At 69.1% G+C, this 14,087-nt stretch carries 15 protein-coding genes and 1 tRNA gene; 11 read left to right on the top strand and 5 right to left on the bottom strand.

Translation table 11 applies throughout. The features are described from left to right. Positions 1–231 precede the first annotated feature (231 nt). Positions 232–933, top strand: a complete 702-nt coding sequence (locus tag AB0I03_RS08340; protein WP_360408532.1) for a CDP-alcohol phosphatidyltransferase family protein — start codon at positions 232–234, stop codon at positions 931–933. A 33-nt stretch (positions 934–966) separates the two neighbouring features. On the opposite strand, the gene AB0I03_RS08335 is transcribed toward AB0I03_RS08340, so the two are convergent. Next, a complete protein-coding gene (locus AB0I03_RS08335) occupies positions 967–2,130 on the bottom strand; it encodes a glycosyltransferase family 4 protein (RefSeq protein ID WP_360408529.1) in 1,164 nt (387 codons plus the stop codon). 304 nt (positions 2,131–2,434) lie between these two features. On the opposite strand from AB0I03_RS08335, the gene AB0I03_RS08330 reads away from it, so the two are divergent. The 4 genes from AB0I03_RS08330 to AB0I03_RS08315 all read left to right on the top strand — a co-directional run bounded on the left by AB0I03_RS08330 (position 2,435) and on the right by AB0I03_RS08315 (position 7,285). Next, positions 2,435–3,928 carry a sugar transferase gene (locus tag AB0I03_RS08330; RefSeq protein ID WP_360408526.1) on the top strand — a complete coding sequence of 498 codons (1,494 nt, stop codon included), beginning with the start codon at positions 2,435–2,437 and terminating at the stop codon, positions 3,926–3,928. 83 nt (positions 3,929–4,011) lie between these two features. Next, entirely contained in the window at positions 4,012–4,962 is a 951-nt protein-coding gene (locus AB0I03_RS08325; protein ID WP_360408523.1) for a UDP-glucuronic acid decarboxylase family protein, read from the top strand. Between the two features lie 134 nt (positions 4,963–5,096). Continuing rightward, entirely contained in the window at positions 5,097–6,236 is a 1,140-nt protein-coding gene (locus AB0I03_RS08320; protein ID WP_360408521.1) for an LCP family protein, read from the top strand. Positions 6,237–6,463: 227 nt separating this feature from the next. Beyond that, entirely contained in the window at positions 6,464–7,285 is an 822-nt protein-coding gene (locus AB0I03_RS08315) for an SAM-dependent methyltransferase (RefSeq protein WP_360408519.1), read from the top strand. Between the two features lie 124 nt (positions 7,286–7,409). Here AB0I03_RS08315 and AB0I03_RS08310 read toward each other — a convergent pair whose 3' ends face one another. Both AB0I03_RS08310 and AB0I03_RS08305 read right to left on the bottom strand, forming a co-directional pair. Continuing rightward, a complete protein-coding gene (locus AB0I03_RS08310; protein ID WP_360408516.1) occupies positions 7,410–8,294 on the bottom strand; it encodes a helix-turn-helix transcriptional regulator in 885 nt (294 codons plus the stop codon). 117 nt (positions 8,295–8,411) lie between these two features. After that, positions 8,412–8,657, bottom strand: a complete 246-nt coding sequence (locus AB0I03_RS08305) for a DUF397 domain-containing protein (RefSeq protein WP_360408513.1) — start codon at positions 8,655–8,657, stop codon at positions 8,412–8,414. A gap of 488 nt (positions 8,658–9,145) precedes the next feature. Here AB0I03_RS08305 and AB0I03_RS08300 point away from each other — a divergent pair, with 488 nt between their 5' ends. After that, the gene (locus tag AB0I03_RS08300) at positions 9,146–9,457 is read left to right on the top strand and encodes a hypothetical protein (RefSeq protein ID WP_360408510.1); all 312 of its coding nucleotides are present in this window, start codon (positions 9,146–9,148) and stop codon (positions 9,455–9,457) included. Between the two features lie 211 nt (positions 9,458–9,668). Here the strand turns inward: AB0I03_RS08300 and AB0I03_RS08295 are convergent, their stop codons facing one another. Together AB0I03_RS08295 and AB0I03_RS08290 are read right to left on the bottom strand one after the other, a co-directional pair. Continuing rightward, positions 9,669–10,067, bottom strand: coding sequence for a hypothetical protein (locus AB0I03_RS08295; RefSeq protein WP_360408507.1), 399 nt, complete (start codon positions 10,065–10,067; stop codon positions 9,669–9,671). Positions 10,068–10,302: 235 nt separating this feature from the next. Further along, positions 10,303–10,378 (bottom strand) — tRNA-Arg (locus AB0I03_RS08290). A gap of 82 nt (positions 10,379–10,460) precedes the next feature. On the opposite strand from AB0I03_RS08290, the gene AB0I03_RS08285 reads away from it, so the two are divergent. The 5 genes from AB0I03_RS08285 (at position 10,461) to AB0I03_RS08265 (ending at position 14,082) form a co-directional block, all read left to right on the top strand. Then, positions 10,461–11,114: a hypothetical protein gene (locus AB0I03_RS08285; protein WP_360408504.1), complete on the top strand. Its 654-nt coding sequence runs from the start codon at positions 10,461–10,463 to the stop codon at positions 11,112–11,114. A gap of 52 nt (positions 11,115–11,166) precedes the next feature. After that, positions 11,167–11,532 (top strand): dihydroneopterin aldolase, encoded by a 366-nt coding sequence (gene folB / locus AB0I03_RS08280; protein ID WP_360408501.1) that lies wholly within the window; start codon positions 11,167–11,169, stop codon positions 11,530–11,532. A gap of 52 nt (positions 11,533–11,584) precedes the next feature. Beyond that, complete coding sequence (folK, locus tag AB0I03_RS08275) at positions 11,585–12,121, top strand: 2-amino-4-hydroxy-6-hydroxymethyldihydropteridine diphosphokinase (protein WP_360408499.1); 537 nt, start codon at positions 11,585–11,587, stop codon at positions 12,119–12,121. A gap of 13 nt (positions 12,122–12,134) precedes the next feature. Beyond that, the gene (locus AB0I03_RS08270; protein WP_360408496.1) at positions 12,135–12,704 is read left to right on the top strand and encodes a DUF3180 family protein; all 570 of its coding nucleotides are present in this window, start codon (positions 12,135–12,137) and stop codon (positions 12,702–12,704) included. 70 nt (positions 12,705–12,774) lie between these two features. After that, a complete protein-coding gene (locus AB0I03_RS08265) occupies positions 12,775–14,082 on the top strand; it encodes a hypothetical protein (protein WP_360408493.1) in 1,308 nt (435 codons plus the stop codon). Positions 14,083–14,087 lie beyond the last annotated feature (5 nt).

Here is a 14,087-nt window from a genome sequence, read left to right as displayed (position 1 = left end):
AACCTTAAGACTTTCGGTCATGTGCTGGCTACCAAGGGAGAAGCACTTTCGTCCCAAATGGTGTGGATCGCGCTCATATTAGGGACCGGCGATGGGTCGTAGTGTCGGGATCTTGACACAACAGGGTTTCGGAAGTTCACTATCTGTATCAAGGCAGCTCACGAGCGGCGTCATACAGAACACGTTCCGCTGCCGGCCGGGCACGCCTCGTGCGCCCTATAGGATGCCCGCGTGACCGACCTGCGCCCGTCCCCACGGCCATCCGACTTCCTCGCCGCCAACCGCGGCGGCGGCCTCGCCACCCTCCTCGACCAGCGCGGCGCCGCCTACTTCGCTTACGCCGCTTGGCGAACGGGCCTCAAGCCCACGCACCTTTCACTTGTGAACCTGGTGCTCGGGATCGGCGCGAGCGTCGGCGTCATCGCCTACATCCCGGCCGCCCGGGAGGGCGCGCCGTGGTGGCCGGTGGCCCTCGCCGCGCTCGTGCTCTGGCAGGTCGCCTACATGCTCGACTGCGCGGACGGCCAGCTCGCCCGCGCCACCGGCACCGGCTCCGAGGCGGGCGCGCGCGTCGACATCCTGTGCGACATCGCGATCCAGGCCTCGGTGGTGTCCGTGGTGGTGGCCGTGACCCGCGCCTACTCGTACGAGGTGCCGGCGTGGTGCGGCGCGGCGTTCGCGGCCCTGTGGATGACCAACCTCGTCACCGCCGTGATGGCCAAAGCGGACGACGGCGTCTCGATGGTCAAGAGCACCAGCATCATCGTGCGGCTGATCAAGCTCGTGCGCGACTACGGCTTCATCATCGTGGTGATCGCGCTGGCGCTGATCCGGCCCGAGTTCATGTGGGTGGTCCTGCTCGGCTTCGGCGCGGTGAACGCGCTGTTCCTGCTGGCGAGCATCGCGAGCAACGCCCGCGCCTCCCTGCGCTGAATCCTATAGGATATATGGTGCAGGATCGGGCCTTTAGGCGGCGGCGATCAACTCTTCGTAGATCTCGATGAGCCGCCGCAGCGTCACCTCGGGAGCGAACACCGATTCGTAACGCGCCCTTGCATTCGCGGCGTAGGACGGGTCCTTCGCGACCGCTTCGAGCCCGCTCGCGAGCGCTTCGGCGTCGGGTTCGACCGCGACGCCCGCGGGCGCGGCGGTGTCGGCCCCGGCGATGAACGGCGCGCCGCCCATCCGGGTCGCCACGATCGCGCGGCCCGCGGCGAGCGCCTCGATGCCGGTGGTCGGCAGGATGTCCTGCCAGATCGAGGGCACCACGACCGCCGCCGAAGCGGCGAGGGCCGCGTCCCGCTCGGCGGGTTCGAGCTGCCCGAGGTACACGATGTCGTCGCGTTCGGCCGCAGCAGATTCCACAAGGGACCGCAGCGGCCCGTCGCCGGCGATGCGCAGCACCTGCCCCGGCAGGTCCGCGCGCCGCCACGCGTCGAGCAGCAGCGCGACGCCCTTCTCCGGCACCAGCCGCGCCCCGAACAGGAACCCCTCGCCGAGCGGCACCACCCCGGGGTCGGCGACCGCGTTCGGCTTCACCCGGATCTGCTCGTCGCGGATCCCGATGCTCCGCAGGTACTCGGCCATCGCATCGGTGAGCGCGATGAACCGGTCCACGCCGCGCCACGTCCCCTGGTGCACCCCGAGCGCGACCGCCATCACGGCGCTCTGCGCGCGCGACCCCCGGTAGCACGCGTGCTGGACGCCCGGCCGGTTCCAGCGCTTCCCGTGGCAGTCGCGGCAGTCATGGCCGTCCCTGAAGTAGAGCCCGTTCATGCAGTCGTGCCGGTAGTTGTGAATGGTCTGCACCACTTTGACCCCGTGCTCGTGGGCGGTGCCCACCACCGAAGGGGACAGCAGCGGGTACGGGTTGTGCAAGTGCAGCAGGTCGGGCCGCTCGCGCTCCAGGAGCGCGGCGAGCTCGCGCTGCGTCCCGGCCGCGTGGATCGGCGATACGGCGAGTGCTGCTTTCTTATGCGCGGGAAGCGAAGCGATCTCGTCCGAGGAGCGCAGGAACGGCACCACCTCGACGCCGGCCTCGCGGAGCGCCCCGATCTCGTAGTCCACGATCGTGTTCTCGCCCGACGGCTGCGCGGACGAGTACCTGTTGTGGGCGATGACGATCTTCACAGGGGGCGGTCCTTATGCGGTGCGGTCTCGTGGTGTCTTCTCCGGGGGTGGCGCGGGCTGCTTTCCGCTCGGCCGAACATACCGCAGGAGCGGAATAGGTGTAGGTTGTCGGGTACCGTGTCGGCGGGCCGCCCAGCTCGAGAAAAGGCGCAGTCGGAGACGCAGCGCTGATCTCCGCCCGCGGACACTCACCTCCACCGTAAGCTGACGACCGCAGGGATGTGCAGTGGCTACGAGCCTGGAACGCCCAGCAAAGGATCTCCACGGAAGTGGGGGTGCTCCGTACGGACGGACGGGGACGCCGGTGGCCAGAACTCGCGAATCCGGTGACCCGCAGCTCGTCACCAACGGAGTCACCCGATCCACCTGGCGCCGCCTCGTCCGGGCCTCCAACTGGCACCGGTACTACCAGGCCGCCCTGGTGGGCGCGGACCTCCTCGCCGTCCTGATCGCCACCGTCATCACGGTCAACTTCACGCGCTCCCCGAGCGCCGGGTTCGACACGAACAACCAGCAGCACTTCTTCTACCTCACCGTGTGGCTGCTCCTGCCGCTCGCGTGGCTGCTCGCCCTGTGGGGCACCGGCTCCTACGACCGCCGCTACTTCGGCATGGGCAACGAGGAGTTCAAGCGGGTCATCCGCGCCTCGATGTTCATGCTGGCCCTCGTCTCCTTCGCCGCGCTCACCTTCAAAGCGGACGTCTCGCGTGTCGCGGTCGCGGTGATCCTGCTGGCCGCGGCCGTGCTCGTCACCACGTTCCGCTACGGCGCCCGCTACGGCCTGCACCGGATGCGCGCGAACGGGCGCGGCGTGCAGCGCGTCCTGCTCATCGGCTCCTACCCCGAGGCCCTCGAGGTCTACCGGACGGTGCGCCGCGCCTCCGCGGCCGGCCTCGTCCCCGTGGGCATATACGTGACCGAGGGCGCCTCCTCGGTCCGCAACCTCGACACCCCGGTCCCGGTCTTCGCCGGGACCGACGTCGTCACCTGCGCCGAGCAGCTCGAGGCGGACACGCTCGCGGTGTGCGGCTCGGCCTCGGCCGACGCCTCCGACCTGCGCCGCCTGGCCTGGCAGCTCGAGGGCACCGGCCGCGACCTCGTGGTCGCCCCGCAGCTGACGGACATCGCGGGCCCGCGCGTGCACATCCGCCCCGTCGAGGGCCTGCCGCTCCTGCACGTGGAGGAGCCGAAGATCTCCGGCATCGGCTGGCTGATCAAGAACGTGCTCGACATCTCCTCCTCGGTGATGGGCCTCGTGCTCCTCTCACCGCTGTTCCTGGGCGTCGCGATCGCCATCAAGATGGACAGCCCCGGGCCGGTCTTCTTCCGCCAGAACCGGGTCGGCCGCGACGGCGAGACCTTCTCCTGCTGGAAGTTCCGCACCATGTACATCGACGCGGAGGAGCGCCAGGCCGCGCTCATGATGCACAACGAGACCGACGGCCTCCTGTTCAAGATGAAGGACGACCCCCGCATCACCAACGTCGGCAAGTGGCTGCGACGCACCTCCATCGACGAGTTCCCGCAGCTCATCAATGTGGTCCGCGGCGAGATGAGCCTGGTCGGCCCCCGCCCGCTCCCGGCCGAGAACGGCGACTTCCTCGGCGACGTGCGCCGCCGCCTGCTCGTGCGGCCCGGCATCACCGGCCTGTGGCAGGTCTCGGGCCGCTCGGACCTGTCGTGGGACGACGCGGTCCGCCTCGACCTCTACTACGTCGACAACTGGTCGCTCACGACCGACCTTCAGATCCTGTTCCGCACTGTCGCTGTAGTGTTGCGCCGAAAGGGCGCGTACTGACCGGGCACAGCGGCGTGCATTGAGGGAACACTCAGCTTGCGCCCAGGTGAACGCCAGGCCAACCCTGATAATCTTGGATCTTGATGACTACTTACGGAACCGGCAGCCGCATCCTCGTCACGGGTGGCGCGGGCCTGGTGGGCAGCCACCTGGTCGACGCGCTCCTGGCGAAGGGCTGCGACGTGACCGCTGTCGACAACTTCGTCACCGGGTCCCGCGAGAACCTCGCCGAGCACCCGCGCCTCACCGTGGTCGAGGCCGACGTCACCGAGGGCCTGCCCGTCGGCGACGCGCCCTTCGACGCGGTCCTGCACTTCGCGTGCCCGGCCAGCCCGGTCGACTTCGCCACCCTCCCCGTGGAGATCCTCCGCGTCGACTCGATCGGCACGTTCCACGCACTTGACCGCGCCCTGGCCGACGGGGCCCGCTTCCTCATGGCCTCGACCTCCGAGGTCTACGGCGACCCGCTGGTCCACCCGCAGCCGGAGTCCTACTGGGGCAACGTGAACCCGATCGGGATCCGCTCCTGCTACGACGAGGCGAAGCGCTTCAGCGAAGCCGCCGTCGCGGCCTACCACCGCCACAAGGGCCTCGACGCGGCGATCGTGCGGATCTTCAACACGTACGGCCCGCGCATGCGCCCCGACGACGGCCGGGTCATCCCGAGCTTCGTCTCGCAGGCGCTCGCGGGGGAGCCGCTCACGGTCGCCGGCGACGGCACCCAGACCCGCTCGCTGTGCTACGTCGACGACCTGGTGAGCGGCCTGATCCTGCTCCTGGAGTCCGGCGAGTACGGCCCGGTCAACCTCGGCACCGAGTACGAGCTCTCCGTCCTGGAGATGGCCGAGATCATCCTGCGGCTCACCGGCTCGCCCTCGAAGATCGAGTACATCGACCGCCCGGCGGACGACCCCGAGCGCCGCCGCCCCGACCTCACCGCCGCCCGCGAGCTGCTCGGCTACGAGCCGCAGGTGCACTACGAGGCCGGCCTCAAGGCGACCATCGACTACTTCGCCACGAAATCGGCGGCTTGAGCTGAAATCGGCAGCTTGAGCTAGAGCGCTGCGGATCCTCAGGTTGCGGACTCACCGTCACCTCAGAGGATTCCGAGACACGACCAGGCCTTCCACGACTGAGGCCGCTAGCGGCCACCACGTAAGCTGGGGCCATGACGCAATATGGCTCCAATTACCGCGGCAGCGCCTCGGTGCCGCCCGGAGGCGGCAGCGGCGGCGGAGCCCGGGTCGCCCAGGCGGCGGCCGGCGGCCCCACCCGCAGGGGCCTCATCGGCTCCGGGATCGGCCTGGTGGCCTCCATCGCGGCGGCCGGCGGCGGCTTCGCGGTCTGGTCCACCGCGAACAGCACCAACGAGGACCTCGACCGCGCGTTCGACCTCGACGCGATCCCCGAAGAGGACCGTCCCGAGCGCACGAACCAGGCGCTCAACCTCCTCGTGATCGGCTCGGACCACCGCGAGGGCAACGACGAGTCCGACGCCCGCTCGGACACCACGATCCTCATGCACGTCAACGAGGACGGCAATGCCGCTTACGGCATCTCGATCCCGCGCGACCTCTACGTCTACATCCCCGAGGACGCCGACGCCGAGGTCTCGGACACGTACGACAAGTTCAACGCGGCCTACGCGTGGGGCGGCGTGAACCTCACGGTCCGCACGATCGAGAACCTCACCGGCGTGCGCATCGACCACATCATCGAGATCGACTTCAACGGCCTCGTCGAGGTCGTCGACGCCCTCGGCGGCGTGACGCTCGACGTCCAGGCGGCCGACGCGGACGGCTACATCACCGACCCGCCCGGCGTCGAGTCGATCCACGGCGACCACATGTTCTTCGAGGCCGGCCCGAACAAGCTGGACGGCGAGCAGGCCTTGGACTACGTGCGCCAGCGGTACCAGTACAACGAGGGCGACTTCGCCCGCATGCGCCACCAGCAGGACCTCATCAAGGCCATCATGGACTCCGCGCTGAGCGCCGGGGTGCTCACCAGCGAGGACAAGCTCACCTCGTTCATCTCCTCCACTTCGGACGCGGTGAAGGTGGACACGGAGTTCAACGCGGTCTCCACCGCGATCAACCTGATGAACATGCGCAGCGACGACCTGGTCTTCATGACCACGCCGCACCTCGGCACCGGCGAGCAGGGCGGCCAGTCGGTCGTCGTGTACGCCGAGGACCCCGAGAACCCGGAGGCGAGCAACCCCGAGGCCGTGAGCCTCTGGGAGGCCGTGCGGGACGACAAGGTCGCCGACTGGATCGAGGCGAACCCCGAGGACGAAGGGGAGTAGCGACTTCCGCCGAAGGGCCCGGGCAGTGATGCCCGGGCCCTTTGACGTTCCCTCATGTTTTTGAGCGCCCGCAGTGGACCGTTGTTACTTGGAGTGGTTGGTGTGCTTATTGATTCGTCGGGAGTCAAATGTGAGCACTGTGGCCCGATGGGGTGATCCCGACGTTCGGCACTGTGATCAAGGTCGTACGATATTTTCACCGTTCCTTCGACGAAGAGGCTGAGCCGATGGCAGAGAACGCAGAAGACTACGTGCCCGACTTCGACATCTCCAGGCCCTCCATTGCCCGCGTCTACGACGCGACCCTCGGCGGCAAGGACAACTTCGCGGTCGACCGCGAAGGTGCCGCCATGATCGCCAAGCACGTGCCGAAGATCCGCGAGGCCAGCCAGGACAACCGCCTCGGCCTCAGCAAGGGCGTGGAGTACGTGGCCCGGCAGGGGATCGACCAGTTCCTCGACATCGGGGCGGGCCTGCCGACGATGGAGAACACCCACCAGGTGGCGCAGCGGATCAACCCGAACGCCAAAGTGTGCTATGTGGACAACGACCCGATCGTGCTCACGCACGGCCGGGCCCTGCTGGCCACCAACGATTCGACGACGATCGTGACCGCGGACCTGCGCGACCCGCAGAGCATCCTCAACCACCCCGACGTCAACAAGATGATCGACTTCACCCGCCCCGTCGGGCTGATGGTCGTGGGTCTGATGATGCACTTCCACCCGGACGAGGACCCGGGCAGCTGGATCAAGACGCTGCTCGACGCCTGCCCGAGCGGGTCCTACCTGCACATCACCGACTTCGCCGACACCGGGTACCCGGAGCAGAAGGCGATGGAGAAGTCCTGCATCCAGGCCCTCGGCAACGGCTGGATCCGCACGCCCGAGCAGATCGAGGCGCACTTCCAGGGCCTGCCGCTCGTGCCGCCGGGCCTGGACTACCCCACCCGCTGGTTCCCCGGGGAGCCCGACCGGGAGGTCCCGGCCGTGGAGGACCTCGAGGAGCACCAGCGGATCATCATGGCCGGCATCGGCTACAAGGCCTGACGACCGACGAGACCGAAGGCGAGCGCCGGGCCGGCGCTCGCCTTCGTCGTGTCCAGAAGAAGCCTCACTCGATCGAGTGAATTTCCATTTTCGGTGCAACAGCGTCCAGAGGCGCCGGCGGTTACTAGCTGTAATGGTCCTTGAGGACCTTGCTCAGGAAGTCCTGGGTCTTGTGGGGCTGGGTGGCCTGGACGCAGAGGTGCTCCATGGCCGCCTGGTAGGCGTCGATCTCGTTGTCGCGCTCAAGGTAGAGGCCGCCGGTGAGGTGCTCGAGGTAGATGACGTCGCTCAGCTCCTCGTACGCGAACCGCAGCCACGTGAAGGGCGCACCGGCTCCGGAGTGGGCGCCGGCGATGAACGGGACGACCTGGACGCGCACGTTCGGCTTGTCGCAGGCCTCGATCATGGACTTGATCTGCTCGTGCATGACGTTCGCGCCGCCGAAGGGTCGGTGCAGCGCGGCCTCGTCGATCACGGCCCACAACTCGGGCCGCTTCTCCTCGCGGTCGAGGATCTCCTGGCGCTTCATGCGCACCTCGATCCGCTTGTCGATCTCCGTGAGCGGGGTGTGGCCGTAGCCCAGCATCAGCACCGCCCGGGCGTACGCCTCGCTCTGCAGTAGACCGGGGATGACCTGCACCTCGTAGGTGCGGATCATCGAGGCGGCGCCTTCCATCTCCAGGTAGTTGCTGAACCAGTCGGGGAGGAAGTCGTTGTACCGCTTCCACTTGCTGGGTCGGTTGGCCTCGCGGGCCATCTCGACGACGCGCTCGATCTCGTCTTCATCGGTGACGCCGTACATGATCATCAGGTCGCGCACGTCGCGCAGCCGGAAGGAGACGCGGCCCAGTTCCACGCGGCTGATCTTGGTGGCGTCGGCGCGGATCTCGTAGGCCGCCTCCTCGCGGGAGATGTCGGCGTCCTGGCGCAACTGCCGCAGTTTCCCGCCGATCATGACGCGCAGCGTGGTCGTGCCGCTCGGCAGGTCGTCCGGACTCGCCTTGGCCATTGCTCACCCCCTTCCCAGATCGATTCGCAGTGGACGAAAACTCACCCTGACAGGGTAGCCGCTAGGCCGATCCCGCCAGGGTGAGTGTGCTGCCCAAGGGCTCTCGCCCGGAGGGGCTTAGGCGATCATGTCGTCGAACTCGCCGTCCTTGGCGCCCTCGACGAGCGCCTTGATCTCGGCGACCGTGTAGATGAGGGCCGGGCCCTCGGGGAAGCGCGAGTTCCGCACTGCGATCTCCTCGCCGCCGGGAAGCGTGGCCAGTTCGACGCAGTTGCCGCCGTTCGGGCCGCTCCTGGCGCTCTTGCGCCATGCCAGCGACGAGGGGAGCTCCCCAGCAGGGATGCCGTTGCGTGCCTTGTCCATTCGAGATCCTTCCACCAGTGGTCGGCGTGTCCGACCGGATCTTTCGGAAATTACGACCGGCATCCGGTTCGGTCGGGGTTCCGGGGCACGGCCCTACCAGAGCGGCCGCGCAGAGGAGTTTTCCGACATCCCCATCGCTGGTCGGACCAAGTGTCCCACATTACACAGCGTGAGTGCACATGAGGATGCTCGAGCGGATGCACGTGCATCTGCCCGGTGTTGATGCATGTTAAGATTCATGTGAGAATGCACATAGACACGGACGCTGAAAGTGTGCGACCGTGGTCACGGACTCGAAAAGCCGTCAAACCGGCGCTCGTGTACGCGACGGCGCATGGTCGGCCAAGGGACGCAAATCCCTCGGATCGGCAATCGTCTTCGCCGCGCGGCGACCTGCATCGCACAACCGGAAACGCCAGTGGTTTTGCAGAGCCTGATCGGACCAGTTCCGGTGAGGACCGATCGTCGCCGGAGAGGGGTTGAGTGCCATGGAACGTCTTGAGGCCAAGACGTTGCCGGGGGCAGCTGCGGCAGGCAAGCTGCGGAGCTCGATGTGCCAGCAGGTGATGGCGATCGAGTACGACCGCAGCGGTCAAGTGCTCTACCGCTGCGCCCGCTCGTGCGGGAAGCACACCGCGGATGCGGCCCAGGTCCAGGCAGGACTCCTGTGGCACTACCGCGGCCGGAGCCTCGGTGAGCACTACGGGCTGCCGGACGAAGAGATCGTCGACGACATGTTCGCCTCGCTCCAGCTCGCCTGGATCCGCGACGGCGACATCTACACAGCACGGTTCCGCTGAGGCGGAACACCAAGCGCGGCGACCTGGCAGGGAACGCCGCGCACCCGGGACTTTGTTCTGTTTGGTGGGATAGAGCCTCGGGGAGGCCGGTGGGGGCCTCCCCGAGCTCTGAAAATACGGCTTGAAAAGCAAGACAGCTTCATGTTCGCGAACAGTGCTGACACACTGAGAACGGCGGGCGGGACCTCGGGCCCCGCCCGCTTCCGCGTCCCTAGGACTGGTGGCGCTGCAGCAGCTCCAAGAGCTTCGACACCTGCTCCGCGAGTGCCGCGAACGGGCTCACCAGGCGTTCGATGGCTTTGGCCTTGCTGTGGAGGCGGCGGGGCGGCTTCGCCTCGACGACCGACTCCTCGAGGTCGTCGATGGTGTCCTCGATGACCGCGTACTCCTCGCCGACGCTCTCGCGCTGCTCGCGCAGCGCCGCCCGCAGGTCGCCCACGAGCCGCAGCAGCTCGGCCCGCAGCTCCCGGTCGGCGTCCGACGCGCCGGCGAACACGTACCCGCGCGAGCCCTCCCCGATGGCCCCCACGGTGGCCGAGGCCCCGGTCCCCACGGCCCCGGTCTGCACGTTCCCGCGGAACACGTACCCGCTCCGCTCTTCCTCGTCCATCGCGCTCCCGCCATATATTGTCATGGAAACAAATACTGGAGGATCAGCGTATCCGCGCGCGAGAAGCCTTGTCAAGACGGCGAAAAGGGGAGGCGCGCCACGCGCCTCCCTCCACTTCGGGCCGACCGCCCCGAATACCGGAGCCGCCGCCGGACCGGCACGGAACCCCCGGAATCCGAGCACGGCGAAGCGCCGCGAGAAATCACTAGAATTGCGGTGAAACCGCTGCATACGGTGGTGCCCCCGGCAGGATTCGAACCTGCGACGCACGGTTTAGGAAACCGACGCTCTATCCCCTGAGCTACGGGGGCGCGAGAGACGAGTCTAGCCGATCCGCGCGGACCCCTCACCACGCCTTCCCGTGGCGCAGCAGCCGCCCGGTAGTTTGTAACGGTGCCTCCCACCCCCTTCTGGCGCCCCGACAAGCTCACGGTCATAGCCCGGTTCCTCCAGTACAAACTGCGGTTGCCGGTCATCATCGCCGTGTGCGCCTCGGTGCCCGCCGTCTTCCTCACGTTGTGGTCCGATGGCGAGATGGCCATGGCGGGCAAGGTGATCGGCTGGGCCGCCGGGATCGTGCTCTGGGCCGAGTCCGTCATCCTGCTTCTCGCCGCCGAGCACAAGCGCGAATGGCTCTGGCGGCACAAGTGGATGCTCCTCGTCTGCGTCCTCACGCTCGCCAGCCTCGTCCTCGCCGCCGGCGGCGCGCAGGTGTTGCGGCTGGTCACGCTGGTGGGGTCGATCCGGGTGCTGCGGGCGAAGCGGATCTTTAACGCCGCGCAGGTGCTCGGGCGGCGCTTCGGCGTCGCCGGGGGCTGGCGGTCGTGGGCGGTCATGGCGGTCGGCGGGATCGCGGCCCTGTTCACGGCCCTGGTCCTGGTGGACCCGACCTCGCAGTACCTGGAGCTCCTGGACTGGCTCGGCGGGAACCTCCGCCTCATTCCGATCCTCATCGCCGGCGTCATCCTCGCCGCCGCCACCTGGCTGGTGGTGCGCGCCAGAGAGGAGGGCGGCCAGGCCGAGGCGGCCGAACGCGAGGCCGAATAGCCTGCGCATCGTCCTTCCTCGACGCCCCCGCCCGTTCGAGTAGGCTCGGCCCGTGGATACCGACCTGATCACCTTGACCGGCCTGCGGGTGCACGGTCGCCACGGCGTGTTCGACCACGAACGGGAAGCGGGCCAGGACTTCATCATCGACGTCGCCCTGCGCACCTCGACCACCGAAGCGGCCCGCAGCGACGACCTCGCGCACACCGTCGACTACGGCGCGCTCGCCGACGCCCTCGCCGACATCGTCGCGGGCGAGCCCGTCAACCTCATCGAGACCCTCGCCGAACGCCTCGCCGACGCCTGCCTCGCCCTCGACCGCGTCCACTCCGCCGTCGTCACCGTCCACAAGCCCCAGGCCCCCATCGCCCAGCACTTCGCCGACGTCGCCGTCACCATCGAAAGGCCCGCCAAGTGACCACTCGCCAGCAGTGCCCGGCCCTTTGGCCTCGCCGAGAAGGAGGCAGCAGATGACCCGCGTCGTCTTCAGCATGGGATCGAACCTCGGCGACCGCGAGGCCGCCCTCACCGCCGCACTCGAAGCCGTGAACCCCGACGCCGTCTCCGAGGTCTACGAGACCCCGCCCTGGGGCGGCGACGACGATCAGCCCACCTACTACAACATCGCGGTCATCGCCAGCGACCCCGAGCGCACCGCCGAGGACTGGCTCGCCCTCGGCCAGCGCCTCGAAGCCGAGGCCGGGCGCGTCCGCGACCCCGAGCGGCCCTACGGTCCGCGCACGCTCGACGTCGACCTCATCGCCGTCACCGGTGACGACGGCGCCCCCGTCCTCTCCGACGAGCCCCGCCTCACCCTGCCGCACCCGCTCGCCCACCAGCGGGCGTTCGTCCTGGTGCCGTGGTTCGCGATCGACCGCGACGCGGAGCTGCCCGGCCGCGGTCGGGTGAGGGAGCTGCTACGCGACGAGTCCGTCGCGGCGGATGCGCGCGCACTGCGCAGGCTCCACCCGATATGGTCGAAACACGGCGAAGCTCGGGAGCCGTGAAGGAGAGCACAGTATGAGCAGTGACGAGCACGGTCCCCGACCGAGCCTCAGGCCCACCGCGCCGTCCACCCTTGCGGTGGTCGGACTGGCCGGGGCCGCACTGACACTGCTGCTCGCCGCCCGCTACTACCAGCAGTTCCCCGACCTCTCCGTGTACAACTCCCTGGTCCTGTTCGCGCTGGCGGCCCTGCTGGCGTGGATGGCCTGGACCACGCGGAAGACCTTGCGCCCCAGCCGAAGGCAGACCCAGGCGGCGAGTGCGGGCGGCCTGCCGTCCCGCGCGTCCGGCGGGCTGGAGGGTCCGGAGCACGCGCTCCAGATCGCCCGCTTCGCGGTGCTGGCCAAGGCCGCCGCGATCGCCGGTGCCGCCTTCTTCGGCGCCTACCTGGGATTCACCGTGTGGCTCGCGGTCCAGTCCGGGCGCTTGACCGCCGCCGCCGAGGACCTGACGCCAGCGGTCCTGGGCACCATCGCGTGCGCCGCGCTCACGGCGGCCGCGCTCTGGCTCGAGCACTCCTGCCGCATCCCCCCGCAGGAGGAAGAGCCGCGCGGTGAGGATTCCCGCGAGCCGAACCGACCCTGACCGACCCCGACCCCATCGCTGGACCCATCCCCCATATCCCCAATATCTCGCGCGTTTAGAGGTGCGCCCCATGAAGTTTGACTCCCGCAGTGAAAGCACGGGTCGAAACGACGACTCGACCACGCTGATCCGAACTGACGCAGGGAAGTCGGCGCCTGCGGGCGACGACGAGACCCCCTCCGACCGCATGGCCGTCCACCTGGTCTGGGAGATCGGCCTGCTGCTCCTCGCGGGCGGCGTCGTGTTCGCCCTCACCCAGTCGGGCGGCGGCCCGTTCGCGGACGGCTCCTGGACCGGCTTCTTCGCGGCCCTGGCACCCGTGACCATGCTGGCCACTGCGATGGCCGTCTCCCTGCGCGTCGGCGCGGTCAACCTGGCGGCGGGCCCCATCGCCCTCATCGCCGCGTGGATGTTCGTCGACGCCTCCGGCTCCGGTTCGGCCATGGCGCTCGGCGTGGGCCTCGGCGTGGCCGCGTTCATCGGCATCGTCCTGGCGACCCTCACGGCCTGGCTCCGCGTCCCCGGCTGGGCCGCGAGCGGCGCGGTCGGCGGCGCGATCGGCCTCTGGGCCGGTTCCGCCGGTGACCCTGCGGCGTTCATGCTCGCCGAGCTCCCGCAGACGGGCGTGCTCGCCGCACTCGGCGCGGCGGTCGGCGTCTCCCTGTTCCTCGGGCTCGTCGGTGCGTTCGGCGGCGTCCGCGCCCGCCTCGCGCCCATCCGCGAGACGCCGGCGGGGGAGCGGCACGGCAGAGGCGGGCTCGTCTTCTTCGGCGTGCTCCTCTCCTCGACGCTCGCCGGCGCCGCCGGGGTCGTCTCGGCCTGGACCGCGGTCCCCGAAGGGGGCGCGGCTGTGCTGCCCGACCCGATCCTGCTCACGGTGGTCGCCCTCGGTGCGGCGCTGGTCGGCGGCACGAGTCTCATGGGCCGCCGCGGCGGCGTGTGCGGCACCGTGTTCGCCTCGGCGCTCCTGCTGGGCCTGATGTGGCTGGCGGAAGGGCGCGGCTGGTCGTTCGATCCGAGCTGGATCGCCTTGGGCGCCATCGTCGCCGGGTTCCTCGTCACCCGCCTCGTCGAGGTCATGAACACCGCGGACGAGGCCGAGGCGGCCTCCACCCGCCGCGCCGGGTCCATCGAGGACCTGCGTGAGGACGACCCGCCCGCCGCGCGCGAGCGCACCGACGCCTTCGACCAGTACGACGAGGACTTCGCGGGCCTGGGGTCCGGCGGCGACCAGTGGACGAACACCGGCGGCATCCGCACCACCGGGGGCATCCCCAAGCAGAGCGCGACCGCCGACCCCTTCGGCGCCTCGGGCGTCTTCGACGACCTGCGCGACGCCCCCCGCGACGGCTTCGGCTCGCCGCGCCACGGCCGCTGACCTCC

This window comes from Glycomyces sp. NPDC021274 (genome assembly GCF_040641195.1).
Taxonomy (GTDB): domain Bacteria; phylum Actinomycetota; class Actinomycetes; order Mycobacteriales; family Micromonosporaceae; genus Glycomyces.
Note: the sequence above shows the minus strand (reverse complement) of the source record. Positions and strands in the feature narration are given on the sequence as shown.

Coding starts and splice junctions, on each gene's coding strand:
- AB0I03_RS08325 (WP_360408523.1), top strand. CDS start 4,012: ATGACTACTTACGGAACCGGCAGCCGCATCCTCGTCACGGGTGGCGCG.
- AB0I03_RS08320 (WP_360408521.1), top strand. CDS start 5,097: ATGACGCAATATGGCTCCAATTACCGCGGCAGCGCCTCGGTGCCGCCC.
- AB0I03_RS08315 (WP_360408519.1), top strand. CDS start 6,464: ATGGCAGAGAACGCAGAAGACTACGTGCCCGACTTCGACATCTCCAGG.
- AB0I03_RS08310 (WP_360408516.1), bottom strand. CDS start 8,294: ATGGCCAAGGCGAGTCCGGACGACCTGCCGAGCGGCACGACCACGCTG.
- AB0I03_RS08305 (WP_360408513.1), bottom strand. CDS start 8,657: ATGGACAAGGCACGCAACGGCATCCCTGCTGGGGAGCTCCCCTCGTCG.
- AB0I03_RS08300 (WP_360408510.1), top strand. CDS start 9,146: ATGGAACGTCTTGAGGCCAAGACGTTGCCGGGGGCAGCTGCGGCAGGC.
- AB0I03_RS08295 (WP_360408507.1), bottom strand. CDS start 10,067: ATGGACGAGGAAGAGCGGAGCGGGTACGTGTTCCGCGGGAACGTGCAG.
- folK (WP_360408499.1), top strand. CDS start 11,585: ATGACCCGCGTCGTCTTCAGCATGGGATCGAACCTCGGCGACCGCGAG.
- AB0I03_RS08270 (WP_360408496.1), top strand. CDS start 12,135: ATGAGCAGTGACGAGCACGGTCCCCGACCGAGCCTCAGGCCCACCGCG.
- AB0I03_RS08265 (WP_360408493.1), top strand. CDS start 12,775: ATGAAGTTTGACTCCCGCAGTGAAAGCACGGGTCGAAACGACGACTCG.